This window comes from Arthrobacter sp. M71 S08, assembly GCF_059089725.1.
The window spans coordinates 358507-384737 of the sequence record NZ_JBNHEY010000002.1; the positions used below are offsets into that span (position 1 = coordinate 358507).

The following is a 26231-nucleotide window of genomic DNA, read 5'->3' on the forward strand; positions in this document are numbered from 1 at the left end:
CAAAGGAACACAGCCGTGTCGCAATCCACCACCTTCTCCCACGGTGCCTCCCAGCGTCCCCTGCGGGTCGCCGTCGTCGGATCCGGTCCGGCCGGCGTCTACGCCGCCGACATCCTTACGAAGTCAGCACCGGTCGCCTCCGGCGAACTCACGGTCAGCATTGACCTCTACGACCGCTACCCCGCGCCGTACGGCCTCATCCGCTATGGTGTTGCGCCGGACCACCCGCGTATCAAGGGCATCGTCAACGCACTGCACAAGGTCCTTGACCGCGGTGACATCCGTTTCTTCGGCAACGTGGAGTACGGCACGGACCTCACTATGGCGGACCTGCGGACCCATTACGACGCCGTCATCTTCGCCACCGGCGCGATCAAGGACGCCGACCTCAATATCCCGGGCATCGAGCTTGAGGGGTCCTTCGGCGGAGCGGACTTCGTCTCCTGGTACGACGGCCACCCCGACGTCCCGCGCGAGTGGCCGCTTGTGGCGAAGGAGATCGCCGTAATCGGCAACGGCAACGTGGCGCTCGACGTGGCGCGCGTGCTGTCCAAGCACGCCGAAGACCTGCTGGTCACCGAGATCCCGGACAACGTCTACCAGGGGCTGAAGAACTCGCCCGTAACGGACGTCCACGTGTTCGGCCGCCGCGGTCCGGCTCAGGTGAAGTTCACGCCGCTGGAACTGCGCGAACTCTCGCACTCCCGCGACGTCGACATCGTGCTCTACCCCGAGGACTTCGAGTTCGACGCGGAGTCCGACCGCCAGATCCAGACGAACAACCAGACCAAGACCATGGTCGGCACGCTCACCAACTGGATCGCCGAGCAGCCCGAAGATCCTGCCGAGTTCACGGCCTCCCGGCGGCTGCACCTGCACTTCCTCCACAACCCCGTGGAGGTTCTCGGCAAAGACGGCAAGGTGACCGGCATCAAGTTCGAGCGCACCGCACTCGACGGCACAGGCAACGCCGTGGGAACGGGCGAGTACATCGACTACCCGGTCCAGGCCGTTTACCGCGCGGTGGGCTACTTCGGTTCCGCCCTGCCGGAGGTTGAGTTCGACCACCGCCGCGGCGTCATCCCGAACGACGGCGGCCGCGTGCTGGATGCCGCCGGCACCCATGTGCCGGGCGTGTACGCGACCGGCTGGATCAAGCGCGGACCGGTCGGGCTCATCGGACACACCAAGGGTGATGCGCTCGAGACCATCACCTACCTGCTGGAGGATTTAGAGAACCTTCAGGCGGCAGCCGAGCCCGACGACGGCGCCGTCGTCGAACTCCTGACCTCCCGCGGCGTGCAGTTCACCACCTGGGAGGGCTGGCTCGCGCTGGATGCGCACGAGCGCGCACTGGGCGATGCGGCAACAGAGATCGACGGCGTTGTCCGTGAGCGGATCAAGGTTGTGCCCCGGGAAGACATGGTCTCCGTGTCCCGCAGCGTGCACGTCGAGGCTCAGGCCGACGCATAATCCTCATCCCGCAAAACCAGCACCGCGCCTCGGCAGTTCTACTGCCGGGGCGCGGACTCTTTTGAGAGCACCCAGATATTCGTGTTTCCCTGACGCTCCACGGTGACGGTGGTGACCAAGGCATTGATCAGGAACAGGCCCCGCCCGGTTTCGGCATCGTTTGGCTGTGCGGTCCCGGCCGAAAACTCATCAGGATGAGCTTCAGCGTTGATCTCCAGGATCCGGGCCTGAAGCCGTGTGGACGTTGCGCGCAGCTCGACGCCGAGCCGTACTCCCGCACGGTCCAGCGGAACTCCGTGCTCGATGACGTTGGATGCGGCCTCGATGACTGCGGTGGTGAACGCCATCTGGTCCTCTAACGGGACGTCATCGAGGTCACTCCAGAACCGGTCCAGTTCATCATGGAGTTCGTCCAGTGCCTGTGGCGTTGCCTCACTTTCGAACCGTCGCTGAGACTCGCGGTCAGTCATCCGCGAAGGCCCCTTCAACCGTGGCGTACGGTGCGAGCACCCGGTTCATATTGGTGAGCTCCAGGACCATTTGCACCTGCTTCTGTACGCACGCGATGCGCAGGTCACCGCCGGCCTGCCTGGCCACCTTCAGGCAGCCGATCAGGGCACCCAGACCGGACGAATCCATGAAGTTCGTGGCCGCCAGGTTCACGACGATGTGCCGGCTGCCGGCCCCGATAGCTTCATCGACGGTGGTGCGGAGGGTGGGTGCTGACACCATGTTGAGCCGACCCGTGGCCACCACCTCGGTGTATGTGCCTCTATCCTCAATCGCGAACTGCATCAGCGCTCCTCTCCTCGGTGACGTATCCCTCGTATTTCACAGCCTTGATCAGTACGCTGAGCACGATCAGGTCAAAGACAACCCAGACTACGTTCACGAACGTACCAAGCGGTTCATTCAGGCCCGTGGCCAACCGGACGATGCCTACCACCGCCGCGATCCCGAGCAGCACCATCACGATCAGCTGCGGGCGGATCAGGCTCCAGCTTGGCCCACCATCCTGGCGGGCCTTTGGCGTGACCGCGAAGCCGAGTGGACGGCCGAACCAAACGTTGCGGGCGGCCGTGGTGCAGGCCTTGATCCACGTCGGGAAGAGCGCGAGGCTGTACTGCTGCCCCCGCCAGGTGCTCACCCCTCGCCCGACCACCGCAAAAAGCAACTGGTTGACGAGCATAAACGGGAGGAATCGGATGAAGAAGTCGAAGCTGAGACTGGTCACCGGCAGGATGCCCAGCGTGAGGTAGATGATCGGGGCAGCGAAATAGACGACCGCGGCGAATCCGCTCAGATAGCTCCACATCGTTGCGAAGTACATCAGTCGCTGAGCGAAGCTCATGCCCTTCTTCAGGAGCGGGTTTTCCCGCAGCAGCACCTGAATGGTGCCCTGTGCCCAGCGCAGCCGCTGCGTCAGCATGGTTTTCAGATCCTCGGGCGCCAGACCGTAGGCGAGGATTTCGTGGTGGTACACGCTCCGCCAGCCCATGGCGTGCATGCGCATCGAGGTGGCCATGTCCTCGGTCACGGAGATCGTGGCCAGAGGCATGACCGGCTGGGCCTCATCATCCCGGTCTACGGAAACGGCGTCGAGCACGGCCTGGACGGACTCAAGTGCACCCAGTGGCGACCATGCGCGTTCTGATAGTTTCTCGACGGCCTCGTCCAGATTGTCCGGTACAGCAACTCCCGGTTCGACTCCCAGGTCCATCGCAGCAATTTCCGCGAGGTCCGCCTCCATCGCCGACATGTCGGCAGCAACCATCTGCTGTACCGCATTGTCCACAGAGCGGCGCACCCGGTACGTAACTTCGGCAAGTGGCGCACCGGACGCCTTCTCTGCCCGCGCAGTGACGATTGCCTTCTCGACGTCATCCAGCAGACGTGCGACCAACGGATTCGAGGCTTCAGGTGACTTGCGGGCACGGCGCACGGCTGCGCCCGCCGATTTCAAGGCTGCCGTAACCGCGCGTTCCACTTCCGCGACATAGCCGGCCAGACCGAGTTGCATGAGCGCTTCACGGCGCAAAACGGCGTTGGACCCGCAGAAGAATGCTGCATTCCATCCGTCCTTGCCCTGCTGGATGGGTCCGTAGAAGAGCGGCGCCTGGCTGCCCAGCGGGTCATCATCGGGCACGTTGACGAAGTACTGGGGCGTCTGGACCAGACTGACGCGACGGTTGTTGAAGTATCCGAGTGTGTGATCCAGGATGCGCGGATCCGGCACCTGGTCGGCGTCGAGAATCAGGAGGAACTCGCCCGAGGTCACCATCAGGGCGTTGTTGAGGTTGCCCGCCTTGGCATGCCGCGGGCGGTTGGCCCACTCCGGCCCGCGGGTCACGTAACCGATTCCGAGCCGTTCTGCCTCCTCCTGGAGTTCCGGACGGGAGCCGTCGTCAAGGATCCAGGTGCTGTGTGGGTAAGTGATGTCCCTGGCTGCCCGGGCTGTCTTCATCACCATGTCGACGGGCTCGTTGTAGGTCGTGACAAAGACGTCAACGGTGGCACCCGCGGGCGGGTCGGGGGAGGTGCGGCGCTTGAGCTTCCACACGGTCAGTCCGAAGAGCGCGACGTCGATCAGGCTGTAGGTCTCTGCTGCCACGAGCGGAACCGCGATCCACCAGGCTTCCCAGTTCAGCGACTCCAGCCATCGCCAGGCGATGTAGTTGACGCCGAGGATGACGGTGAGCACCACCAGCAGCCTCACCAGGAAAGCGTTCATGCCGCGTCCTCGATCGTTCGTCGGACGACAACCGCCGTTACGTCATCTTCCACCCGTGGGTCCGCCCCCAGAATCAAGAGCTGTTCACAGGCGTCGACGGCCGAATCGGCTGCCGAAACGATTGCTGCGGCAGCGACGGCGAACTGGTCCAGGGTGTCATAGATGTCCAGCAGGCCGTCACTGATCATGGCAAGCGAGTCCCCGGGAGCGAGCGTCAGCCTCATCACCTCCCAGTCCCAGCCCGGAACCGAGCCCAGCGGTACTCCGCCGGAGGCGAGGCGCCGCCACGTCCCGTCAGGGCTGATGTGAAGCGCTAGGCCGTGTCCGGCATCGATCAGGTCCACGCCGCCGTCGGCAGTGAAAAGTCGGCCGTGCAAGAGCGTGACGAAGGAGGAAGCCCGCTCGAGGTCCGCTTCGAGGGACGCCGCGGCCGAGGCGAAGGCCTGACCCAGGTCCGGTTCCTCCGCCGTTGACCGGAGCACCGCCCGCACAGTCGCCGCGACGAGGGCGGCAGCCATCCCCTTACCCATGGCATCCGCGACGGTGAAGTGTATGCCGTCAGCGGCGGGATACCAGTCAAAGAAATCCCCGCCGACCGAGCGCGACGGCCGGAACTTCCCGGCGACGTCGTACCCGGCAAGCTGAAGGCCGTGCCGGGGGAGCAGGCTCTGCTGCACATGTGCGGCGCGGCGGTGCTCACTGGCTTCGGCTTCGCTGGCGGCTTCTGTCACAGCGAGCTGCCGGTTCTGGCGGCGGAACAGTGAGTTGATGCGAGCTACCAGCTCGCGTGGGCTGAATGGCTTGAGAATGTAGTCGTCGGCACCCGTGTCCAGGCCTTTCAGACGGTCCATCTCGTTGCCGCGCGCGGTGATCATGAGGATATAGGCATCCGAAATGGGACGTATCTGTGCACAGGCGTCAAGACCGTCGCCGTCGGGCAGGTTGAGGTCGAGGGTGATGATGTCCACACCACGGCGTGCGGCTTCGACTCCTTCGCGCACGGTCCCGGCTTCCTCCACCGTGAATCCCTCGCGCTTCAGAACTCCCACCAGGAGCATCCGGATGTCCGCATCGTCTTCGATCACAAGGGCGCGGCGTTCCGGGGGTGCGAGAGTCATTCCCCCATTTAACCCACAAGTGCAGTCAGGTAACGCAACATAACGCGACGTCACCGCTCACCTGCCGTGCAGTGTGCCGGGCGTTGCGGTGCCTTTCGGCTCTATAGAGTTGGCATTATTCGGCCGCACCGGAGCGTTAGGAGCACCAGACACCATGGACAATGTTCTGTCCTACCTGACGTTCAACACCCGGCAGTTCCACGAACTGTCGATGTGGGCCCGGGTGCTCCTCAGCCAGGCGCCTATCTCCATCACAACTGCACTTCTGGCAATCGGCAGCATCTTCTTCCACCCGGTGGTGTGGTCCAGCACGTCGTTCCAGTGGGGGATCGCCCTGAGCGGCATCATCCTCCTGGGCTGTGCGCTTACCCCATGGGACCGCGTGCCCTACGGCGTCTTCCTTATCATCCCGATCCTCGACTTCATCCCTGTGAGTCTGCTTCGTTTCGGTGCCGGCACAGACGTTCTGGGAGTTGGGCTTCTGGCGGTATTTCCGGTGGTCTGGCTGTGTGCCTCCGGCCTCTATCCAAAGTTCTGCCTTGCGCTCAGCCTGCTGGGGCCCCTCGCGATGATCTGGGTGCCGCTCTTCATAACCGACGCCGAGGTGTCGCCCGCCAGCCTGACCCAATCGATTCTGCTGCCCGTCATCATTTTCGGCATTGCCGTCACGGTCCGAGTGATGACCGCCAGCATGATGGACCAGCAACAGGCCATGGAGGAGAAGGACCACGCACTGCAGCAGCTCCTTCAACGCAGCGCCCAGCGTGAGCGGCTGATGAACGCAACGGTCAACACGGTCGACGTCGGACTGCTCGCCATCGACGGGGACGGTCACGACATCCTGTTCAACCGGCGTCAGCACGAGATACATCGCGCAGGATTGCCGGTGGGCGCTGACGACGCCTCCGAGAAAGACCTCCTGCTGTTCAAGGCTGACGGCGTCACCCCCATCCCGATGGAGCAGCGCCCGGCGTACCGGGCGGTTGCCGGGGAGACGTTCTCCGACTACCTCATCCGCGTAGGCGCCGGTGACAAACAGCGTGTCCTGTCAGCTTCCGCCCGCATGCTGCTGGACGAGGGCGGGAAGCGGGAGGGCGCCGTCGTCGCCTTCAACGATGTCACCGAGCTCGTGAACGCGCTGAACGCGAAGGAGGAGTTCGTCGCGATGGTCTCGCACGAGCTGCGCACACCGCTGACGGTGATCGTCGGCTACCTGGAGCTCATGCTCGATGACGACCTCCCGCCGGAGACCGAGGCTGGGCTCAACGTCGTCGGCCGAAACGTGGCGCGTCTTCGTCGGCTGGTTGACGATCTGCTCACTGCAGCCTCTGGGCCGCCGGAAGTGTCCCCCGTGCGAGCAGACCTCGCCGGTATCGCGAAGGAATCAGTGGCCGCCATTTCCGCACGCGGCAAGGAGGCCGGCGTAGAAATCGTCAACGAGGTCCCCGAGGGCACGATTGCACGGTGCGATCCCGCCCGGATCGGCCAGGTGCTCGACAACCTGCTGTCCAACGCCGTCAAGTACTCGCCGGCGGGGGGCACGGTGACGGTGCGGGCGCAGAAGAGGCCCGAATCCGTGATCTGCGAAGTCGAGGACCACGGCATGGGCATGAGCCCGGAAGACAGCGCCGAGGTCTTCTCCAAGTTCTTCCGGACCTCGGCCGTGCGCCAGGCGGCGATTCCCGGCGTCGGGCTCGGCCTCGCCATCGTCCGGTCGATCGTTGAAGAACACGGAGGCCGGATCTACTGCCGCAGTGAACTCGGCCGTGGCACCACCTTCACGTTCGAGCTGCCGGACAACCCGCAGACCCGTTAGTGCTCGTCGTAATGGTCGTCGTGTTCGGCATGGCGATGGCCGTCGTGAACGTAGTCCACGTGGTCTTCGTGTTGCACGGTCTCGTGCGTACAGTCCTCCGCTCCGTGCGTGTGCTCGGCCATGGTGTGCTCTGCTTGGACTTCTTCAGTCATGATGGTTCCTTTGGCTGGCAATCTGTCAGCCGGGTTACCCTGGTGATGGTGTCCCGGTTGACATGGGAGACGTGGTCATCGGCCAATGCGTAAAAAGCCTCCCGGCCTACGCGTTCGACGGTGACCAGGTTGTTTCCCCGCAGCGTTTTCAGGTGCTGGGAAACCAGCGGGTCTTATCGTCAGCAATCATCAATACATAAATACATGTTGATATTTCGACGAAGGACAGGGGCCGCCATCGCCCGTGAGGGAGGCACCGGAATCTACCGGATTCGGGTGGCCAGACCGGGATAATCCACCACGATGCCTTCACGGTCGATCTGCAGTTCAGCGGTGAATCCATGGTTGTCGGAGCTGTACAGCACCACGCCGTTCCGGTCTTCGTTCGCAGCCCGCAGCTGGCTGTACATCTGGCTGCTGCGCATCACGCGGAGGCTCGGAACGTCCACCCACGCCATAAACAGCGATGTCTCGTCCACCGGAGCCAGCTCCTCCGAATGGAGGTTCAACCGCAGGATCGGCATGGTGTTCGTGACCGGGCACAGGCCCAGGTCGCAATCCAGCGCACCCGTCAGCAGTGACGGGTCTTCGATGCCGGGAGCGGGAAGGCTGCACTCGCCGGCGCTGGAGGCGGTGCTTGACCACACGCCGTCGTCATCGCGTTCCAGCTCAAGGTGGCGGCTCCAGCCGTAGCCGTGAACTGTTGCGGTGAGCCGGCGCGTTACCCAGCCGTCGGTGGTTGTAAGCGCCCAGCTCAGGGCATACGAATCCGTTCGGGATGTGCCGTGCGCGCTCAGCCGGCCCGGCTCGAGGTTGATCGTCGCGGAATCCAGGCGGGCCGGATCCTCGATGCCCTGCCAGGTGTGCAGCAGGCTCGTATGCAGTTCATTTCCCATTCGTTCACCTTATGGATCGGTGGGGGCGCCACGCCAGAGGGCGCCGCGGGTAGGATCCTTGCAACACTGATATCCGGGAGGCCACATGAGCGATGAAGAGCGGTTTCGGCCGCTGCTTCAGCGCGAGCTTGCCGAGTCGCTTAAGGCGCAAACGGCCCTCAATGGGGACATCGTGTCCACCAGCGACCTGCGTCGCGATTCCAACGTGGACGACGAACATGACCCCGAGGGATCAACCATTGCTTTTGAACTCTCGCAGTCTGCGACGCTGCTGCGTGATGCGGACGCCCGCATCGCCGAAGTAGAGGCGGCTCTGCGCCGCCTGGACGAGGGACGTTATGGGACGTGCAAGGTGTGCGGATGCCGCATCGCCCAAGGCCGGCTGGAGGCTCGGCCCTGGACGAGGTTCTGCATCAATCACACAGGGGGCAGGTGAGGTTACCGCAGGCCGCGAACATTCAGCGCGAGGTACAGGTGCACCCGGTCGGCCGTTACGGCCGGGTCGTAGCCAGTCAGGTCAACAATCTGCTGCAGCCGGTACCGCACCGTGTTGCGGTGCAGTTGCAGCACGTCCGCGACAGCCGCCACGGACCCGTTGTGGGCGAGGTATTTCTCGAGCGTGAGCATCAGTTCGGCGCCGTGCCGTTCGTCGAACGCCACCACGGGGTCGAGTGCTTCGGCAGCCAGGTCCGCCAGCGGCACGTCCTCGCTCGCCATCAGGAGTGAGGTGAGGCTGAGCCGGTCGGGGCGGTTGACCGGCTGGCCCCGGGTCAGCGACTCCCGCGCCTCAAAGTAGCTCCAGCGCAGCCCGCTCACCTGCGCATAGCCGCCGCCGAAGCCCACTCTCGCGGTGAAGCCGGCGCCGTGCAGGTAGGTGCTCAGCGCCCGGCCAAGGGACTCTCCGTCGCTTTCCGGCACCGCGATGACCAGGCGGTCATCCAGGACCGCGGTCACGACGTCGTCGTACTTTCCCGGCAGGGGAAGCGTCCGCAACGCGCGGCGCTGACCGGTCGCTACGTCCGCGAGCACAATGCACTGCCGGCGGGCAGTGTCGATTCCTGCGCTGCCCAGGCGGGCCGCGGCGTCGCTCCCCGCCAGCGTGCCGCGCACCACGTCCTGCATCAACTGCCCGACGACGGCGCGGTCACTCGCCCTGCGCCTCGCCTGGTTACTCAGTTCGACGCTGATCAGGCTCTGGGCGTAGTCGGTGATGGCGTCACGTTCGTAGGGTTCAGCGATGGCGAGCGTGCAGCGGTCCTTCAACCCGGTCGCCACAGGGACCCGGTGCCAAGCGCGGTCCTTCCCGCCGAGCGAGGATGCAGCGCTGCCGGTCGCGAAGAGCTGCGTCCCGTACTGGGAAAGAGCGACGTCGGTGCGCAGCATCGCGGCGAGCTCCCGGAGGAGCTGGGGGAGGCCGCCACCGCTCAACAGGGCTGAGGCGAGCACCTGGTGGCCCTTCAGCAGGTTCTCAAGACGCGCGTAGTGCTCCGCGGACAGGGAATCAGCGACCATCTTCCCGATCGCGATGAAGGGCGTCTCGTAAGGGACCCGGAAGACCGGGAGGCCGAGCTCGTCGGCCTGGTCCAGGAAGGCAGCGGGCACCTTCTCGTGGCTGAGGCCGGTGGCGAAACCGATCGCGAGTGCACCCGTTGCATGGACGTGCCGGACGAAGTTCCGCTGCGACGTGGAGGACTTCTGCCGCAGGCCGGTGGTGAGCACGATCTCGCCCCCGCTGAGGAACGGTTGAGGGTCCTCGAGTTCGGTCACGGCGACCCACTGAACGGGAACGTCGGTGACTTCGCTGGTGCCGACCTGCTGCAGTTTCAGCGCGGGCGTCGCAAGGAGCGCTGACAGTGTGATCGCCATAACTTCAACTATAGGCGCCGAAGCTTGTGCGGATGCATGACGGTTCCATCGAAGCGTTGTGCGGATAAACCTAGGAGGAGTGGCGTGGACCACGTAGGGTCGGCAGTGAATTTGGGCAGTACTGTCCCGGAAACGAAAGGAAAAATGCCGTGGTAACCACCCTGCAGAACTTCATCAACGGGCAATTCGTCACCCCGAGCGGCACCGAGATGATCGACATCGTCAACCCCACCAACGGGGAAGTTGTCGCGAAATCTCCGGTTTCCGTGCAGGCTGACATTGACGCCGCCATGAGCGCCGCCAAAACGGCCTTCACCTCCTGGAAGAAGGTCACCCCCGGCCAGCGCCAGCTCATGCTGCTTAAGCTCGCCGACGCGATCGAGGCCAACAGCGACGAACTCGTCGAGGCCCAGCACCGTAACACCGGCCAGGTCCGCGCCATGATCGCCTCGGAGGAGATCGCTGCCGGCGCCGACCAATTGCGATTCTTCGCGGGCGCCGCACGAGTGCTCGAAGGAAAGTCCGCCGGTGAGTACTTCGAGGGCCATACCTCGTACGTCCGCCGTGAGCCGGTGGGTGTCGTCGCGCAGGTTGCTCCGTGGAACTACCCGTTCCTGATGGCCATCTGGAAGATCGGACCGGCGCTCGCCGCAGGCAACTCGATTGTGCTGAAGCCCAGCGACACCACTCCCGAGTCCACGCTCGTCCTTGCCCGCCTGACCCAGGGAATCCTGCCCGACGGCGTACTCAACGTGGTGCTCGGCACCGGCGAGACCGGCGCGGCCATGGTTGAGCACAAGACGCCGGCCATGGTATCGATCACCGGTTCCGTGCGCGCCGGCATCGCTGTCGCCACCGGCGCCGCGAAGGGCCTGAAGCGCGCCCACCTCGAGCTGGGAGGCAAGGCTCCCGCCATCGTCTTCGCTGATGCTGATGTGAAGAAGACGGCGGCTGCCCTTGCCGAGTTCGCTTTCTTCAATGCGGGCCAGGACTGCACCGCCATTACCCGCGTACTGGTGCAGGATGCGGCTCACGATGATCTCGTGGCCGCCATGGTTGACCACACCAAGACCCTCACCACGGGTGACGCCGACGACTCGAAGAACTACTTCGGGCCCCTTAACAACATCAACCACTTCAACGCCGTCAACGCCGTCATGGATGCGCTGCCCTCGCACTGCTCCGTGGCGACCGGCGGCAAGCGCTCCGGTGACAAGGGCTACTTCTTCGAAGCCACCATCATCACCGGCGCCCAGCAAACCGACGACATCGTGCAGAAGGAAACCTTCGGCCCGATCATCACCGTGCAGAAGTTCTCCACCGAGGACGAAGCGATCGAGATGGCAAATGACGTGGAGTACGCCCTCGCATCCAGCGTATGGACCACCGACCACGGCACCGCCATGCGCCTCTCCCGCGACCTGGACTTCGGCGCAGTCTGGATCAACACCCACATCCTCCTCACCGCCGAGATGCCCCACGGCGGGTTCAAGAGCTCCGGCTACGGCAAGGATCTCTCCATGTACGGCGTGGAGGACTACACCCGTATCAAGCACGTCATGAGCGCGCTGGACGCCTAAGCAAGCGCAACACGGCCCAGAAAGGACCTTCCTATGACCACCCAGGCACTCCAGCCACAATTCCGGCTCGAGCAGAAGCGCCGCATCATCGGTGATTTCCCCGGCCCCAAGTCCACCGCGCTCAACGCACGCCGCTCCGCCGTCGTCGCCAAGGGTGTTGCCTCCGGCGTTCCCGTGTACGTTGCGGACGCTGACGGCGGCATCGTGCACGACGTCGACGGCAACTCGTTCATCGACTTCGGCTCCGGCATTGCGGTGACGAGCGTCGGCGCGTCGGATCCCGCCGTCGTCGGAGCCGTGAAGGAGCAGGTTGAGCACTTCACACACACCTGTTTCATGGTCACCCCGTACGAGGGGTACATAGCGGTGGCAGAGAAGCTGGCGGAGCTTACCCCGGGCGACTTCGAGAAGCGCACAGTGCTCTTCAACTCGGGGGCGGAAGCGGTGGAGAACGCCGTCAAGATCGCACGCCTGGCCACGGGCCGGTCGGCTGTTGCCGCATTCGATCACGCCTACCACGGGCGCACCAACCTGACGATGGCGCTGACCGCGAAGTCGCTGCCCTACAAGGCCGGCCCGGACGGCACCTTCGGTCCATTTGCGCCCGAGGTGTACCGCCTGCCCATGAGCTACCCGTTCCGCGAGGAGAACCCGGCCATCACCGGGGAAGAAGCGGCGAAGCGGGCCATCACCATGATGGAGAAGCAGATCGGAGCCGAGTCGCTGGCCGCGATCATCATCGAACCGGTCCAGGGCGAGGGCGGCTTCATTGTCCCTGCCGACGGATTCCTGCCGACCCTCGCCGCGTGGGCGAAGGAAAAGGGGGTCGTCTTCATCGCCGACGAGGTGCAGTCGGGCTTCTGCCGCACCGGCGAGTGGTTCGCGGTGAACCATGAGGGTGTCGTGCCGGACATCATCACCATGGCAAAGGGCATAGCCGGCGGCATGCCGCTGTCCGCTGTCACCGGTCGGGCGGACCTGCTCGACGCCGTCCACCCCGGCGGCCTCGGCGGCACCTACGGCGGCAACCCCGTCGCCTGTGCTGCGGCCCTCGCAGCGATCGACACCATGACGGACCTGGACCTGTCAGCGCGTGCGCGGCGGATCGAGGAAATCGTGGTGCCCCGTCTGAAGGCACTACAGGAGGAGACCGGCATCATCGGCGAGGTGCGCGGCCGCGGAGCGATGCTTGCCGTTGAGTTCGTGATGCCCGGTTCCAAGGAGCCGAACCCCGTTGCAACGAAAGCCATTGCCGCCGCATGCCTCGATGAAGGCGTGATCATCCTGACCTGCGGGACGTACGGCAACATCGTCCGCCTGCTGCCTCCGCTGGTCATCGGCGAGGAACTGCTCAAGGACGGCCTCGACGTCCTGGAGGCGGCGATCCGCTCGGTCAAGTAACGCCTCCCGCCCGGAGTACGACGGCGGCCGGCTGGACAGTTCTTCGGAGCTGGACCGGCCGGCCGCCGTCGTTGTGTGAGGCCTGGGCAGTGTGTCCTTGCGCACAGGAGCATCAACCGGCATACTAAACGAACGTAATTCGTTTATGTGATCCCGGTGACAGTGGATACCCCGCTTCCCACACGGCGGTCCTCACACCATTTCCTAACAAAGAGGTAAGGAACCCATGAGCACTACGCAAGTGCGCACCGGCGCTCCAGACAACACGCCCAAGTACTCCGGTAAGGGACTGAAGACGGGGCAGCTCGGCCTGCTCGCCGTCGTCGTCATCGGTATTTCCACGATCGCCCCGGCCTACGTCCTGACCAGCACCCTCGGCCCCACCGTGCAGAGCATCGGCGAGCACCTACCGGCGATCTTCATTGTCGGGTTCATCCCGATGTTCCTGGTGGCGCTCGGATACCGCGAACTGAACGCGGACACCCCCGACAGCGGAACCACGTTTACCTGGGTCACCAAGGCCTTTGGCCCCTACATCGGCTGGATCGGCGGGTGGGGCCTGCTGGCTGCGAACATCATCGTGCTCTCCAACCTGGCTGGCGTAGCCGTGGACTTTTTCTATCTGTTCCTGGCCCAGCTCACCGGTCAGGAAGCGATCGCTGACCTGGCCGGTATCCGCTGGCTGAACATCCTGACCTGCCTGGTGTTCGTCGCGGCGGCAGTGTGGGTTTCCTGCCGCGGCGTGAAGACCACGAAGGCCGTCCAGTACGCGCTCGTCGGACTTCAGGTGGGAGTGCTGGCCTGGTTCGTCATCGCTGCGTTCAGCCGCATCCAGCAGGGCGCTGCGGTTGGCGCCATCTCATTCAGCTGGGACTGGTTCAACCCGTTCGCCATCGAGAGTTTCTCCGCCTTCGCGCTGGGCCTTTCTCTCTCCATCTTCGCGTTCTGGGGCTGGGATGTCTGCCTCACGGTGAGCGAGGAATCCCGGAACGGCAAGCGGACAGCAGGGCTGGCAGCGGCGGTGACAGCCGTCGTCGTACTGGGAATCTACCTGCTCGGCGCCATTGCAACCGTGATGTTCGCCGGCGTCGGCACCGAGGGTCTCGGCCTCAACAACGCCGACATCTCGGAAAACGTCTTCGCTGCGCTGGCCGCGCCGATCATGGGACCGTTCGCGATCCTGCTTTCGCTCGCGGTCCTGTCGAGCTGCGCGGCATCGCTGCAGTCGACATTCCTTTCGCCGGCCCGCAGCCTGCTCGCCATGGGGTACTACAAGGCGCTGCCGGAGAAGTTCGCCACTGTGCACCCGACCTACCGCTCGCCTGTATTCGCGACAGTGGTTGCCGGCGTCATCTCCGCAGGGTTCTACTCGCTCATGCGGGTGATCAGCGACAACGTCCTGAACGACACGATCATGGCCCTCGGCCTGATGATCTGCTTCTACTACGGACTTACCGCGCTGGCCTGCGTCTGGTACTTCCGCCAGAGCGCATTCAGCTCGGCACGGCACTTCGTGTTCCGTTTCCTCGCCCCGCTGCTCGGCGGACTCGGCCTGGTGGTTGTGTTCCTGCAGACCGCCGTGGACAGCTGGGACCCTGCCTTCGGCAGCGGCTCGGAGATTTTCGGAGTGGGACTGGTGTTCGTCATCGGCGTGGGGATCATCGCGCTCGGCGTGCTCGTGATGCTCGCCGTCCGACGCACCCGCCCCGGGTTCTTCCGCGGTGAAACCCTGCGGCAGGACACCCCGGCGCTTGAGGTGGCCGAGTAACCCTCTGCTAAACAGTGGCGGGCTGCTCCAACTGTCCGCCCTTGCGGGGCCTCGCGCTCTTCCGGACCGTACGGATCATGTCCACGGTGAGGAGCGCGAGGCCTGCCCACACCAGTCCAAAGCCGATCCACCGCTCCAGCGGCATTTCTTCTCCGAAGACCGTCAGGGCCAGAATGAACTGCAGCACCGGTGCGAGGTACTGCAGGAGGCCGATGGTGGTCAGGGGGAGCCGCCGGGCAGCCGCACCGAAGAAGATCAGCGGAACAGCGGTGATGATTCCCGAGGCCGCCATGATCCAGAAATGGCCGGGTCCTTCAGTGGTGAGCGTTGCTCCGCCGGAGAGTGTCAGCCAGATCATCACTGCCGCGGCAATCGGCGTCAACACCGCCGTCTCGACGCTGAGGCTGGTCACGGCGTCGACACTCGGTCCGACGCGCTTCTTGACGAATCCGTAGAACCCGAAGGAAAACGCGAGCGCCAGGGCGATCCACGGCACGTTGCCGTATCCAACCGCCAGAACGACGACGGCTACAAGCCCCATCCCCACGGCCGCCCACTGCAACGGTCGGAGTTTTTCCCGGAGTACAAGGACGCCCAGAAGCACCGACACGATCGGGTTGATGAAGTAGCCCAGTGACGCTTCAATGGCGTGGCCGTTGGTGACGCCGTAGGTGTAAACGAGCCAGTTTACGGCGATGAGAAGCCCGGCAACGGCGAGGGTCCCGAGTACCTTCGGGTTGGTGACCGCCGCCCGGAGGGTGCCCCATGACCGGAGGACTGTCAGTAGCAGCGCGCAGAAGATCAGCGACCACAGCACCCGGTTCGCCACGATTTCCACGGCGGTGGCCGGCAGCAGGATGAGGAAATACAGGGGGAGAAGCCCCCACAGCCCGTATGCGCCGATGCCGGAAAGGATGCCCGTAGCGTTGTCGCTGCGGGCGGGGCGCTCAGTGGTGTGGGTGCGGCTCACATGCGTGCCAACCGCCGTCGGGCCGTTCCTATTCCGGGTGTACGCGGGTGAGCCTCGCCACTGGTTTCGACGCCGACCGAATTGGGGATTTAGAATAGGAAATTGTGCGCTAATGCGCGCGGTCATCCCTCCGGGAAGCCCCCCAGGGTAATCCACCAGGAAGAAGGCATCAGTGTCCAGCACGACGTCGGCCCGTCCGCTTCGGGTCGCCATCATCGGCGCAGGCCCGGCCGGTGTTTATGCCGCAGACATCCTGACCAAGTCGCAGGAGGTCAAGGGCGGAGACTTCGAAGTCTCCATTGACCTCTTCGACCAGTACCCGGCGCCGTACGGCCTTATCCGCTACGGTGTGGCGCCCGATCATCCGCGCATCAAGGGCATAGTCAACGCTCTGCACAAGGTCCTCGACCGTGGCGACATCCGCTTCCTCGGCAACGTCAACTACGGCCGCGACCTCACGCTGTCCGATTTCCGCACCTTCTACGACGCCGTCATCTTCGCAACGGGCGCGGTGAAGGACGCAGACCTCAACGTCCCCGGCGTGGAGCTCGAGGGATCCTTTGGTGGGGCGGACTTCGTGTCCTGGTATGACGGGCACCCGGACGTCGACCGGGATTGGCCCCTCGATGCCAGGGAGGTCGCCGTCATCGGCAACGGCAACGTGGCTCTCGACATCGCCCGCGTCCTGTCCAAGCACGCCGATGACCTGCTGGTCACCGAAATCCCCGCCAACGTATATGCCGCGCTGAAGAAGTCGCAGGTGACGGACGTGCATGTGTTCGGCCGCCGCGGTCCGGCGCAGGTGAAGTTCACGCCGCTGGAGTTGCGCGAGCTCTCCCACTCCCGCGACGTTGACATCGTGCTCTACCCCGAGGACTTCGACTTCGATGAAGCCTCCGAACAGCAGATAGCCAGCAACAACCAGACCAAGACCATGGTCAAGACGCTGACCAACTGGCTGGTGGAGCAGCCCGATGACCCGGCCGAACTCACCGCATCACGCCGGCTGCACCTCCACTTCCTGCACAGCCCCGTCGAGATCACCGATTCCCCCGCGACTCCGGGGAAGGTAGCCAACATCCGTTTCGAGCGCACGCGTCTCAACGGTTCCGGGTCCGTCGAGGGGACCGGCGAATTCATCGACTACCCGGTGCAGGCCGTCTACCGTGCCATCGGTTACTTCGGATCGGAGTTGCCCGAGGTCGGCTACGACGAGCGGAACGGCGTCATCCCCAACGAGGGCGGGCGGGTCATCGACGAGTCCGGCAATCCCGTCCCGGGCATATACTGCACCGGGTGGATCAAGCGTGGTCCGGTCGGCCTGATCGGCCACACCAAGGGCGACGCCCTCGAGACCATCGGCTTTCTTCTCGAGGACAGGTTGAACCTTCCGGCCGCCGAGCATCCTTCCGAGGACGCCATCATCAACCTCCTTGAGGAGCGCGGCGTCCGTTACACCACATGGGAGGGCTGGCTGCGGCTCGATGCCCACGAGATGAAGCTCGGGGCCAACTACGTCCACGACGACACCGGTCTCGCCGAACTAGTCCGGGAACGCGTGAAGCTGGTTCCCCGCGAGGACATGATCGCCATCTCCCGGGGGGAGTAGCGCTCCGCCTGCGGCGTCATGGAGGTTTGAAAACGGGTTCATGACGCCGGATATGAAACGCTTTTTGAGTCATAAGTTAGGTGAGCCTACACTTTCTTTGGCCTGTCCGGCCTTCCCACTGCGCCTGCCCCAGCATCAGGCGCTAAAGCTAGGTGGTTTTCCCGTTGCGTTACTCACTCCCGTCGTCCGCGTCCCTGGGACTCGTGGCGCTTCTCTCACTGTCCGGTTGCACTTTCAGCGGCACGTCAGAACAATCCAGCCAGACCGCCGATCTTGACCAGCGGATTGTCGTCAACAATTTCCGCGCCCCGGTTGCTGACTGGGCCCTGGAGAGCGACGCCGCCTACATCCTTTCCCTCTCCGGCTGTCTGGAGACCCTGACCCGCTACGACGAGACGCAAGGAAAGATCGTGCCCTCGCTCGCAACCGAGTGGGAGCAGGTCTCCCCCCTTGAGTGGGACTTCAAGATCCGTGGGGGCGTCACGTTCCAGGACGGAAGTCCGCTGGATGCCGCCGCCGTGGTCGGTTCGCTGCAGAACGTCCTCGACGCGGACGTACCGGCCCGCGCCTTCAGCACCAAGGTGGTCAGCGAGGTCACGGCGATCGATGAGTCCACGGTTCGTGTCACAACCACCACGGAGAGCCCGCTGGTTCCTTACCGCCTCGCGAGCGTTAACACGGGCGTGCTGTCGCCGGCCGCCTTCGAGGGTGAATCAGTAGATCCGTTCGGCCACTGCACCGGTCCCTTCGAGCCCGTTTCCGAAAAGCCCAAGCAGTCCCTGACCCTCGACCGCAACGAAGATTACTGGGGCGGTGACGTGCAACTCGCCGGCGCCGAGATCCGGTTCATCACCGACGGCGCCACCCGCGCCGCCCAGATCCAGACTGGCGAAGCGGACGTCTCCCTCTCCATCCCCGTCTCCGGGCTAGCCACCCTGGAAGCAGATTCCAACGTCAAGGTCCTGAAGGTTGATTCACCCAGGACCGCCACGCTCTACATGAACAACGGCAAAGCACCGTTCGACGACGTCAACTTCCGCAAGGCGGTCCGCTCTGCACTCGACCTGGACGCCCTTGCCGCCAGCGTCTACGAAGGTGCGGCCCTTCCGGCGAGCGGTCCGTTCGCCCCATCGGAGCCGTGGGCCATTGAGGGTGCCGAGGTGCCGAAGCAGGACATCGACGCTGCCAAGGAGCTGCTCGCCTCCGCCGGCTACACCGCCGGCCAGCCGCTGGAAATCATTGCCATCGTAGAACGCGCAGAGTTCGCTGACGTGGCCACCGTCATCCAGGAGAACCTGAAAGCCGTGGGTGTTCCGGTGAAGATCATCACCAAAGAGTATGCCGCAGTGGAACCGGACCTGCTGTCCGGTAACTACGACATGGTGCTGAGCCAGCGCAATCGCCTCATCGACATCGCGGACCCCATCGGCTTCCTCACCGCCGATTACACCTGCGATGGAACCTACAACCTCAGCCACTTCTGCAACGAGGACTACGACAAGTTGGTGGCCAAGGCGGCCACGACGGCCGACGCCGAGGAGCGTTACAAGCTGTACGCCGAAGCAGGGCAGATCCTCCAGGACCAGGCAGTGAACATCTGGCTCGTCAACGAGCAGGCCATCGACGCCGTCCGCACGGACCTGCAGGGACACGTCCAGGACCCGCTGGCACGGTATGTGCTCACCGCGGAGACGGCGAAGTCCGGATCCTGACCGTGTCCTTTTCTCTGAGGCGGCCCGAAGGTCAAGGCCGCGGATGATGCTGTTCCTCGCCAGAAGAACGGCGGCCCTGGTGGCCGCCGTTCTTCTGGCGTCTTTCGTGGTCTTCCTCATCCCGTACGTGACCCCGGGCGACCCCGTGCGGAAGATCATCCGGTCCCGGGTGGCCGGAGACATCGTGGACGGTTCCGCCGTCGAGTCGCTGGCACTCCAGCTGGGACTCCAGGATCCGCTGTGGACGCAGTACCTGCGTTGGCTGGGAAGGTTTGTCACCGGCGACATGGGCCTGTCCTACACCAGCCGCACCCCGGTGGTGGAACAGGTACTGCCCGCCCTCTGGATCACGCTCAGCCTCGTCGTCATGACCCTTGCCGTGGCGGCTCTGGTTTCCGTCGTCCTGGGCATCACAGCCGCCCTCAACGAGGGGCGTGCGGCGGACAGGGTCATCACCGCAGTGAACCAGGCGTTCATCGCTATCCCGGAGTACTGGCTCGCGCCCATGCTGGTGCTCATCTTTGCGATCCAGCTCTCCGTACTGCCCTCCGCCGGATGGGAAGGACCGACGTCGGCAGTGCTGCCCGTGGCGGTCCTCGCCTTGCGGCCGGCGAGCCATTTCACGTCGGCCGTGCGCGACGGAATGCTTGAGGCACTCTCCGCCGACCACGTGGTGGCCGCGCGGGCCAGGGGCCTCAGCCACTTCAACACCGTGCGGAAGCACGTGGTCCCCAACGGGATGCTGCCGCTGACCACCCTGGTTGCCGTCTGGTTCGCGGGCCTGCTGGGCGGATCGGTCATCATCGAGGTCATCTTCGCGATCCCGGGCATGGGACGGTTGCTCTTTGACGGCGTCCTGAACAGCGACATCCCGCTGGCGCAGGGGGCGGTGGTGGTCGTCGTCGGGCTTGCGGTCCTGCTGACCACGGCAGCGGACCTCGTTCACGGGCTCCTCAACCCCCAGGTCAGGATGCGCCGTGCTTAATCCAGCCTCGCGAAACTCAGCCTTGCGCAACCTAGCCTTGCGCATCCGCCCTGCGCGGAACCTGCCGGTGCATCTGTGGATTGCCGCCTCGGTCCTCGCCCTGGTTGTGATCTCCGTTGCGCTGGCCGGTTGGATCGCGCCGTATCCGCCGGCCGAACAGAACCTTGCGTCCCGGCTGGCTGCGCCCAGTTGGTCACACTGGCTGGGCACGGACCACCTGGGCCGCGACACACTGAGCCGGTTGCTCGACGGCGGTCGGTTCTCCCTGACCATCGCAGCCCTTGCCACCGTACTCACCGCGGTGATCGGCACAGTGATCGGTGTGCTCAGTGCACGCCGGCGGGGTTGGCTGGACGAGTTCTTCACCCGCACCAGCGACGTCCTGCTGGCGATGCCGGAGATGGTGGTGGCACTGTTCCTGGTGGCGGCCCTCGGCCCCGGCTATCCGTCGCTGCTGCTTGCCCTGACGGTGACAGGCTGGACACCCTTCGCCCGGATGGCCAGGGCCCTCACGTATGACGTCTCGGCGCGCGGGTTCATCGAGGCGGCCCGCGTGCTGGGTTGCCCGCCCTGGTTCATCGTCATGCGGCACATCCTGCCCCATCTCACCGGGCCCCTGCTCGGTCAGGCGACGCTCCGGTTCGGTCAGTTCCTGATCAGCGTCGGCGCCCTGTCCTATCTGGGCCTCGGAGTGCAGCCGCCGCAGTCGGACTGGGGATCGATGCTCGCCGCGGCCCAGCCCTACGCCGTACGGGCACCCATGACCATCCTCGCCCCTGGCCTGGTCGTTTTTGTGGTGGCGCTATGCGTCACACTCCTCGGCCAGCACGTGGCGCGCATGTCAAGCAGCCGGTTGCTGCTGGCCACCTCGATTCCGACACCTCCGGCCAGTCATGCGTGAGGGCCTGATCATCGAGGACCTGCACCTCATGCTGTACGGCAAGCCGTCGGGCAAAGTGCCGTCCCCGGAAGAACGGATCGCCCGTCCGGTGCTCTCCGGCGTCGGCCTGTCCGTGGCACCGGGCGAGTTTGTGGCCCTTGTGGGCGCGTCGGGAAGCGGTAAGACCATGACCGCACTGTCTGTCCTTGGATTGCTGCCGCCGCAGATCCACGTCGAGTCCGGCTCCATCCAGCTGGGCGGGACGGACCTCCTGCAGGCCGGCGACAAGGAGCTCAACCGTATCCGCGGCGGCCGGCTGGGCATGCTGTACCAACAGCCGAAGCGCATGTTCAACCCGCGGATGACGATTGGCAGTCATCTGACCGAACCGTTGAAGCTGCACCGAGAACTGCGCGGACGGCGTGCCACCGTCGAAGCGCTGGACCTGCTGTCGGACGCCGGATTCGAAGATCCGGTCCGGTGCGCCCGCGCGTACCCGCACCAGCTTTCGGGAGGCATGGCCCAGCGCGCCATGCTTGCATTGGCCATGGCCGGTCAGCCGGAGTTGCTGCTTGCGGATGAGCCGACCTCCGCGCTGGACAAGGTGCTGGAGCGGCAGATCCTGGAGCTCATCGACAGGCAAAGGCGCCAGCACGGTCTTGGGATCCTCTACATCACCCACGACCTCGCCACCGTCTCCGCTTTCGCCGACCGCATGGTAGTGATGGATGGCGGCCGCGTCCATGAAACTGGTCCGGCCAGGACTGTTCTCGATACACCCCGCACCACGTTCACGAAAGATCTCCTGGCGGCGTCGGCCCTGACAACTGCGCGGACCCCCGGGCGGGCACCCGTCCGCATCCCGCTGCGGATGGTGCTGCAGACACCGCCGGAGCGAACCTCGACGGCTGGAACGCCGTTGCGAAGGCCGGTCCGTATGCCGGGTCGGCCACCGGCGGAAGGGGGTTCGGTGCGGACTCCGCTTCGTACTCCGGTCCGCAGGCGCGCAGCATCCGCACCGGTGCCCGCGGAACCACGCACTATTTTGGCGCTGGAAGATGTCACGAAGCGCTTCTCCTCCAGCAGGCGCGCTGCCCGGCCGGCCCTCGCAGGAGTTTCCCTCAGCCTCCGCGAGGGTGAGATTTTGGGCGTCCTGGGGCAGTCCGGCTCAGGGAAGAGCACTCTGGCCCGACTGCTTGTCGGGGTTGAGACCCCTGACCGCGGCAACATCATCCGGTCGCTCCATGGAGACGGTTCCAACATCTGTGAGGACGGAACCGCGGTGCAGCTTGTCTTCCAGGAGCCCCACGACTCCTTCGACCCGCGCATGAAACTGCGCGCCAGCCTGGAGGCTGCGCTGCTGCGCCGGAAACTCGCCGCAGACGAGCGGGAGGAGCTCATTCGGAAGACGGTTCGGGATGTTGAACTGGATCCCGACCTGTTGGACCGGTATCCGGGCCAGTGCTCGGGCGGCCAGTTGCAAAGACTGACGATTGCGCGGGCGCTTCTTCTGGATCCGGCGGTGTTGATCTGCGATGAGGCTACCTCCGCGCTGGACGCGGTCACGCAGCGCAAGATTCTGGACCTGCTGTTGCGCCTGCATCGCAACCGCCGGCTTTCCCTCATCATGATCTCCCACGACATGAACGTCATCCGGTACATGAGCCACCGGGTGGCAGTGCTTTACCAGGGCGCCCTGGTGGAACTGGCACGCACCACGGACTTCTTCGCGCACCCGGTGCACGGGCACAGCAAACAGCTTGTGGCTGCGGCCCGCCCGGAGCCACGGGGTGCCGGCACCAACGATCCTGCGACCGGCCCGCCCACCGCTCCCGGCGGCCTGGGCCTCCTCAGCACCCCGGACGCCTGAGCACCCGAACCATGCGATACCTGCCTGAAACGCGCACACTGCTGGGCGCGCAACTGATTTTCAACCTGGGCTTCTACGCTGTGATTCCCTTCCTTGCCGGCGCCATGGGCGAGGATTATGGACTGGACGCAGCCGCCGTCGGACTTGTCCTCGGTGCGCGGACGTTCAGCCAGCAGGGAATGTTCCTGTTCGGCGGCCTGCTGGCCGACCGGTGGGGCGCTCGGCGGGCGATCCTGACCGGCTGCCTGGTCCGCATCGCCGGTTATGCGACGCTGGCGGCAGCGTCCGATTTCACGCTGTTCCTCCTGGGCGCCGTGCTCACCGGGGCGGGAGGTGCCCTGTTCTCGCCGGCCCTCGAGTCGCAGCTGTCCCATGCCGATCACGTCAACCAGGCTGACCAGAAACAGCCCGGCCGCACGGGTAAGGCAGGAGTGCGCGCTGAGCGAAAGAAGGGCCGGCGGTCCGTGTTCGTCTGGCTGGCCATCACAGGGGAAATCGGTGCGCTCCTCGGACCGTTGCTCGGAGTTGCCCTGCTGGGGTGGGGGTTCGACGCGGCGCTGACAGCGGGAGTCGCGATTTTCGTAGCCGTAACGGTTCTGCTGTGGTTCCGGCTCCCCGCCGCTCCCCGGCAGCGGCCACAAGAAGATGCCGGCGAGGCCCAATCCGGCTCCGGCCGCCCCCGCAACGCACTGGCATGCCTGCGGAACCGGCGGTTTGTCGCGTTCTGCCTGATCGCCAGCGCGAGCATGCTGGCGTACAACCAGCTCTACTTCGCGTTCCCGCTCGAACTGGGCCGGCGGGGCCTGGACAGTTCATGGCTGGCCATGCTCTTCCTGCTCGCCTCCGTGATGACCTTGCTGCTGCAACTGCCCGTCGCAGCGGCCGGTCAGCGCCTGGGGCCAGGCCGTGCCATGTCCGTCGGCTTCCTGCTGGTGGCAACCGCACTGGGCGCCGCCGCTATCACATCGGTGCCCGCGGGGACCGATACGGTGTCACCGGGATGGGAAACGCCTACGGAAACTGTGGCTGGCATCCCGACGGCCGCGGCGCTCATGGCCGGCATTGTCGGCGTACTGATTCTGGGTCATATGCTCCTCCGACCCACCATCCTGTCCCTGATTCCGATGTTCATTCCCACGAGTGGGGCTGCGTCAGCGCGTGGGGCCTACTACGGGCTGGCGGCGACGTGCGGCGGGGTTTCAGTGCTGGCTGGAAACGCGCTGCTGGGCTGGCTGCTGGACCTGACCGACCGGCACCAGTGGTGGCCGGGGACGCCCTGGCTGCCGCTTATCTCGCTAGCCTCACTGGCCGCCCTGATACTGCCCCGGTTATTGCACGGAAACCTGCACGAGCACCAACCCGAGGCATCGGAAAGGACCGGGTAGCAGGCACTGCCCTGCCCGCGGGGGGTAGTCTCTGCACTGTTGGGCGTGCCGGATTCCCCACGTTTTGGCGGCGGCTCGGCCCAACAGGCGGCGTGTCGTTGTACGACACGCCCCTGGGTGTTCAGTAGCCGGGGAAACCGGTACGCGCTCACAGGAAGGACCGATCGTGAAGGCCATCATCATCGGGGCGGGAATTGCGGGTCTCGCCACGGCGAAGAACCTTGCGGACTCCGGGTGGCAGGTGGAGGTCCTTGAGATTTTCAGCGGCCCGAGAACCAACGGCTACATGATGGACTTCTTCGGCCCCGGGTACGACGCTGCCGAGAAAATGGGTGTGCTGCCCGCGCTGAAGGCCCGCGCCTACTCAGTCAAAGAAGTGTCCTACTTCGATGCGAAGGGCCGCACTACGGGGCGGCTCAGCTTCAAGCGCTTCGCGGACGCGGTCAACGGCCGGTTGTTGAGCATCATGCGGCCGGATCTGGAGGAGGCACTGCGGGAAAGTCTCCCCGAGTCGGTCCGGCTCCGCTACGGAGTAACGTTCGAGCGGATCGAGAACAATGACGACGGCGTACGCGTCCAGACATCCGACGGCGGGGTTGTCGACGGCGACCTGGTGGTGGGCGCTGACGGGATTCACTCGGGCGTGCGGGAAGCCGTCTTCGGTCCGGAAGGCCGGTTCATCAAGTACCTCGGGTTCCACACCGCGGCCTTCATCTTCGACGATGCCGAGGTCAACGAACGGGTCAGTGGCAGGTTTGCCCTCAGCGATACGAGGAACAGGCAAGTCGGGTTGTATGGGCTGCGCGGCACGAGAGTCGCGGCCTTCCTGCTCCACCGGGATGCTTCACCCGCCCTGCCGGCGAACCGGAGGGAGGCGCTGCGCCGCGAGTATGCCGACGCCGGTTGGCTCGCACCGCGCGCCCTCGACCAGACGCCCGCGGACCCCTATTACGACGTCGTCGCGCAGGTCCACATGGACCGCTGGTACTCGGGCCGGGTGGTCCTGGTGGGCGATGCGTGCCAGGCAGTGTCGCTGCTCGCCGGTCAGGGATCCTCACTGGCGATTGCGGCAGCCCGAGTGTTGGCCAACCATCTGGCCGAGTACCCGTCGATCGCAGACGGTCTCGCCGCCTATCAGAATCACTGGATGCCCGTTGTGCAGGAGCGGCAGGAAACGGGCAGGCGTGCAGCGCGCTGGTTCCTGCCGTCGTCGACCACGGAACTGGTGCTCCGGCGGTTGATGCTGAGGCTTTCCGGTCTTCCGTTCGTCAGCCGGTTCATCGGCAATTCGCTGGCGGGCAAGGCTGTGCCCGTGCGCTAACCCCGGTACCGCAGCCGGAGTGGCACTAGCAGCTCAAAACTTGCACGCTGTGCAAACTTGCACCTAGTGTAAGTACGTGACGGAACAGCAAATCAGCCGCCGCGAGCAGAACAAGCTCGAAACGCGGCGGGCTATCGCCCATGCGGCCCTTGATCTCGCGCGAACGCACGGCATGGGCGGTTTCACGGCGGAGCAGATCGCCGACCAGGCGAATGTCTCCCGGCGGACCTTCTTCAACTACTTCCACAGCCCCGAAGAGGCGCTCATCGTTTCCACGGAGTCCTTCCTGGACCGCGCGGAAGCCGAGTTGGCGGCACGCCCCAAGGATGAGCCCATCCTGGATGCCATGATCGCCGCCCTCGCCGCCACCACGAAAGTGGAAAACCTGAAGGACTGCGGTGACCTCTTCCGCATGTCGGCTGGTAGCCCGGACCTTCTCGGCACGCATCTCCTCGCCTGGGAGCGGGCCGAAGCCCGCATCATCAGCGCAGTGGAGCACCGGCTGAGTGGCCAGGCCTCGACCCTCTATATTCACGCGCTCGTCGGTTCACTGCTGTCCTGCGCCAAGGCGGCGATGCGTGAGTGGGCATCGGGTGAAAATCCCGATGTCGACGCCGCACAGACACTCGAAAACTTCATCGTCGCAACGCTCAACATGCTGCGCGACGGCTTCTCCCACCCAACGCTCTAATCCAGGA

At 64.9% G+C, this 26231-nt stretch carries 22 protein-coding genes; 14 read left to right on the forward strand and 8 right to left on the reverse strand.

All coding sequences use genetic code 11. The annotated features are described in order from the left end of the window. Nucleotides 1-15 precede the first annotated feature (15 nt). Nucleotides 16-1473: an FAD-dependent oxidoreductase gene (locus AC5RTB_RS05560; RefSeq protein WP_494060085.1), complete on the forward strand. Its 1458-nt coding sequence runs from the start codon at nucleotides 16-18 to the stop codon at nucleotides 1471-1473. 38 nt (nucleotides 1474-1511) lie between these two features. Here AC5RTB_RS05560 and AC5RTB_RS05565 read toward each other — a convergent pair whose 3' ends face one another. The 4 genes from AC5RTB_RS05565 to AC5RTB_RS05580 are packed head-to-tail and all read right to left on the reverse strand — an operon-like array spanning nucleotide 1512 to nucleotide 5322. After that, entirely contained in the window at nucleotides 1512-1943 is a 432-nt protein-coding gene (locus AC5RTB_RS05565) for an ATP-binding protein (protein WP_494060086.1), read from the reverse strand. Further along, entirely contained in the window at nucleotides 1936-2268 is a 333-nt protein-coding gene (locus tag AC5RTB_RS05570) for an STAS domain-containing protein (protein WP_494060087.1), read from the reverse strand. The genes AC5RTB_RS05565 and AC5RTB_RS05570 overlap by 8 nt, the downstream gene beginning before the upstream one ends. After that, nucleotides 2252-4204: a glycosyltransferase family 2 protein gene (locus AC5RTB_RS05575; RefSeq protein ID WP_494060088.1), complete on the reverse strand. Its 1953-nt coding sequence runs from the start codon at nucleotides 4202-4204 to the stop codon at nucleotides 2252-2254. Before AC5RTB_RS05575 ends, AC5RTB_RS05570 begins: the two co-directional genes overlap by 17 nt. Next, nucleotides 4201-5322: a PP2C family protein-serine/threonine phosphatase gene (locus AC5RTB_RS05580; protein WP_494060089.1), complete on the reverse strand. Its 1122-nt coding sequence runs from the start codon at nucleotides 5320-5322 to the stop codon at nucleotides 4201-4203. Before AC5RTB_RS05580 ends, AC5RTB_RS05575 begins: the two co-directional genes overlap by 4 nt. A 154-nt stretch (nucleotides 5323-5476) precedes the next feature. Between AC5RTB_RS05580 and AC5RTB_RS05585 the strand changes: the two genes are divergently transcribed. Then, a complete protein-coding gene (locus AC5RTB_RS05585; protein WP_494060090.1) occupies nucleotides 5477-7138 on the forward strand; it encodes a sensor histidine kinase in 1662 nt (553 codons plus the stop codon). Here AC5RTB_RS05585 and AC5RTB_RS05590 read toward each other — a convergent pair. Beyond that, complete coding sequence (locus AC5RTB_RS05590) at nucleotides 7135-7290, reverse strand: zinc transporter permease (protein ID WP_494060091.1); 156 nt, start codon at nucleotides 7288-7290, stop codon at nucleotides 7135-7137. The two genes, AC5RTB_RS05585 and AC5RTB_RS05590, sit on opposite strands and share 4 nt — an antisense overlap. Before the next feature lie 263 nt (nucleotides 7291-7553). Then, nucleotides 7554-8186, reverse strand: a complete 633-nt coding sequence (locus AC5RTB_RS05595; protein ID WP_494060092.1) for a putative glycolipid-binding domain-containing protein — start codon at nucleotides 8184-8186, stop codon at nucleotides 7554-7556. A gap of 85 nt (nucleotides 8187-8271) precedes the next feature. Between AC5RTB_RS05595 and AC5RTB_RS05600 the strand changes: the two genes are divergently transcribed. After that, nucleotides 8272-8622 carry a TraR/DksA family transcriptional regulator gene (locus AC5RTB_RS05600; RefSeq protein WP_494060093.1) on the forward strand — a complete coding sequence of 117 codons (351 nt, stop codon included), beginning with the start codon at nucleotides 8272-8274 and terminating at the stop codon, nucleotides 8620-8622. 2 nt (nucleotides 8623-8624) lie between these two features. Here AC5RTB_RS05600 and AC5RTB_RS05605 read toward each other — a convergent pair whose 3' ends face one another. After that, entirely contained in the window at nucleotides 8625-10052 is a 1428-nt protein-coding gene (locus AC5RTB_RS05605) for a PucR family transcriptional regulator (protein ID WP_494060094.1), read from the reverse strand. Nucleotides 10053-10201: 149 nt separating this feature from the next. Here AC5RTB_RS05605 and AC5RTB_RS05610 point away from each other — a divergent pair, with 149 nt between their 5' ends. From AC5RTB_RS05610 to AC5RTB_RS05620, 3 genes are all read left to right on the forward strand, one after another. Continuing rightward, complete coding sequence (locus AC5RTB_RS05610; RefSeq protein ID WP_494060095.1) at nucleotides 10202-11632, forward strand: gamma-aminobutyraldehyde dehydrogenase; 1431 nt, start codon at nucleotides 10202-10204, stop codon at nucleotides 11630-11632. Nucleotides 11633-11665: 33 nt separating this feature from the next. Continuing rightward, a complete protein-coding gene (gene gabT, locus AC5RTB_RS05615) occupies nucleotides 11666-13033 on the forward strand; it encodes a 4-aminobutyrate--2-oxoglutarate transaminase (protein WP_494060096.1) in 1368 nt (455 codons plus the stop codon). 226 nt (nucleotides 13034-13259) lie between these two features. Further along, nucleotides 13260-14801, forward strand: a complete 1542-nt coding sequence (locus AC5RTB_RS05620) for an APC family permease (RefSeq protein ID WP_494060097.1) — start codon at nucleotides 13260-13262, stop codon at nucleotides 14799-14801. Between the two features lie 7 nt (nucleotides 14802-14808). Here AC5RTB_RS05620 and rarD read toward each other — a convergent pair whose 3' ends face one another. After that, the gene (gene rarD / locus AC5RTB_RS05625) at nucleotides 14809-15771 is read right to left on the reverse strand and encodes an EamA family transporter RarD (protein ID WP_494060098.1); all 963 of its coding nucleotides are present in this window, start codon (nucleotides 15769-15771) and stop codon (nucleotides 14809-14811) included. A gap of 172 nt (nucleotides 15772-15943) precedes the next feature. Between rarD and AC5RTB_RS05630 the strand changes: the two genes are divergently transcribed. The 8 genes from AC5RTB_RS05630 (at nucleotide 15944) to AC5RTB_RS05665 (ending at nucleotide 26224) form a co-directional block, all read left to right on the forward strand. Continuing rightward, a complete protein-coding gene (locus AC5RTB_RS05630; protein WP_494060099.1) occupies nucleotides 15944-17380 on the forward strand; it encodes an FAD-dependent oxidoreductase in 1437 nt (478 codons plus the stop codon). 164 nt (nucleotides 17381-17544) lie between these two features. Then, nucleotides 17545-19092, forward strand: coding sequence for an ABC transporter substrate-binding protein (locus AC5RTB_RS05635; protein ID WP_494060100.1), 1548 nt, complete (start codon nucleotides 17545-17547; stop codon nucleotides 19090-19092). A 43-nt stretch (nucleotides 19093-19135) separates the two neighbouring features. Next, the gene (locus tag AC5RTB_RS05640) at nucleotides 19136-20077 is read left to right on the forward strand and encodes an ABC transporter permease (protein WP_494060101.1); all 942 of its coding nucleotides are present in this window, start codon (nucleotides 19136-19138) and stop codon (nucleotides 20075-20077) included. A gap of 43 nt (nucleotides 20078-20120) precedes the next feature. Continuing rightward, nucleotides 20121-20978 (forward strand): ABC transporter permease, encoded by an 858-nt coding sequence (locus AC5RTB_RS05645; protein WP_494060410.1) that lies wholly within the window; start codon nucleotides 20121-20123, stop codon nucleotides 20976-20978. Next, the gene (locus AC5RTB_RS05650) at nucleotides 20971-22827 is read left to right on the forward strand and encodes an ATP-binding cassette domain-containing protein (RefSeq protein WP_494060102.1); all 1857 of its coding nucleotides are present in this window, start codon (nucleotides 20971-20973) and stop codon (nucleotides 22825-22827) included. Before AC5RTB_RS05645 ends, AC5RTB_RS05650 begins: the two co-directional genes overlap by 8 nt. 11 nt (nucleotides 22828-22838) lie before the next feature. Continuing rightward, on the forward strand, nucleotides 22839-24212 hold the full coding sequence (locus tag AC5RTB_RS05655; RefSeq protein ID WP_494060103.1) for an MFS transporter: 1374 nt from the start codon (nucleotides 22839-22841) through the stop codon (nucleotides 24210-24212). Nucleotides 24213-24378: 166 nt separating this feature from the next. Further along, nucleotides 24379-25533, forward strand: coding sequence for an FAD-dependent monooxygenase (locus AC5RTB_RS05660; RefSeq protein WP_494060104.1), 1155 nt, complete (start codon nucleotides 24379-24381; stop codon nucleotides 25531-25533). Between the two features lie 76 nt (nucleotides 25534-25609). Then, nucleotides 25610-26224: a TetR/AcrR family transcriptional regulator gene (locus tag AC5RTB_RS05665; RefSeq protein ID WP_494060105.1), complete on the forward strand. Its 615-nt coding sequence runs from the start codon at nucleotides 25610-25612 to the stop codon at nucleotides 26222-26224. The last annotated feature ends 7 nt before the right edge of the window (nucleotides 26225-26231 follow it).

What these genes read in the sequence shown, in the direction of transcription:
- AC5RTB_RS05565 (WP_494060086.1), bottom strand. Translation starts at nt 1,943, where the DNA reads ATGACTGACCGCGAGTCTCAGCGACGGTTCGAAAGTGAGGCAACGCCA.
- AC5RTB_RS05570 (WP_494060087.1), bottom strand. Translation starts at nt 2,268, where the DNA reads ATGCAGTTCGCGATTGAGGATAGAGGCACATACACCGAGGTGGTGGCC.
- AC5RTB_RS05575 (WP_494060088.1), bottom strand. Translation starts at nt 4,204, where the DNA reads ATGAACGCTTTCCTGGTGAGGCTGCTGGTGGTGCTCACCGTCATCCTC.
- AC5RTB_RS05580 (WP_494060089.1), bottom strand. Translation starts at nt 5,322, where the DNA reads ATGACTCTCGCACCCCCGGAACGCCGCGCCCTTGTGATCGAAGACGAT.
- AC5RTB_RS05585 (WP_494060090.1), top strand. Translation starts at nt 5,477, where the DNA reads ATGGACAATGTTCTGTCCTACCTGACGTTCAACACCCGGCAGTTCCAC.
- AC5RTB_RS05590 (WP_494060091.1), bottom strand. Translation starts at nt 7,290, where the DNA reads ATGACTGAAGAAGTCCAAGCAGAGCACACCATGGCCGAGCACACGCAC.
- AC5RTB_RS05595 (WP_494060092.1), bottom strand. Translation starts at nt 8,186, where the DNA reads ATGGGAAATGAACTGCATACGAGCCTGCTGCACACCTGGCAGGGCATC.
- AC5RTB_RS05600 (WP_494060093.1), top strand. Translation starts at nt 8,272, where the DNA reads ATGAGCGATGAAGAGCGGTTTCGGCCGCTGCTTCAGCGCGAGCTTGCC.
- AC5RTB_RS05605 (WP_494060094.1), bottom strand. Translation starts at nt 10,052, where the DNA reads ATGGCGATCACACTGTCAGCGCTCCTTGCGACGCCCGCGCTGAAACTG.
- gabT (WP_494060096.1), top strand. Translation starts at nt 11,666, where the DNA reads ATGACCACCCAGGCACTCCAGCCACAATTCCGGCTCGAGCAGAAGCGC.
- AC5RTB_RS05620 (WP_494060097.1), top strand. Translation starts at nt 13,260, where the DNA reads ATGAGCACTACGCAAGTGCGCACCGGCGCTCCAGACAACACGCCCAAG.
- AC5RTB_RS05640 (WP_494060101.1), top strand. Translation starts at nt 19,136, where the DNA reads ATGATGCTGTTCCTCGCCAGAAGAACGGCGGCCCTGGTGGCCGCCGTT.
- AC5RTB_RS05650 (WP_494060102.1), top strand. Translation starts at nt 20,971, where the DNA reads ATGCGTGAGGGCCTGATCATCGAGGACCTGCACCTCATGCTGTACGGC.
- AC5RTB_RS05655 (WP_494060103.1), top strand. Translation starts at nt 22,839, where the DNA reads ATGCGATACCTGCCTGAAACGCGCACACTGCTGGGCGCGCAACTGATT.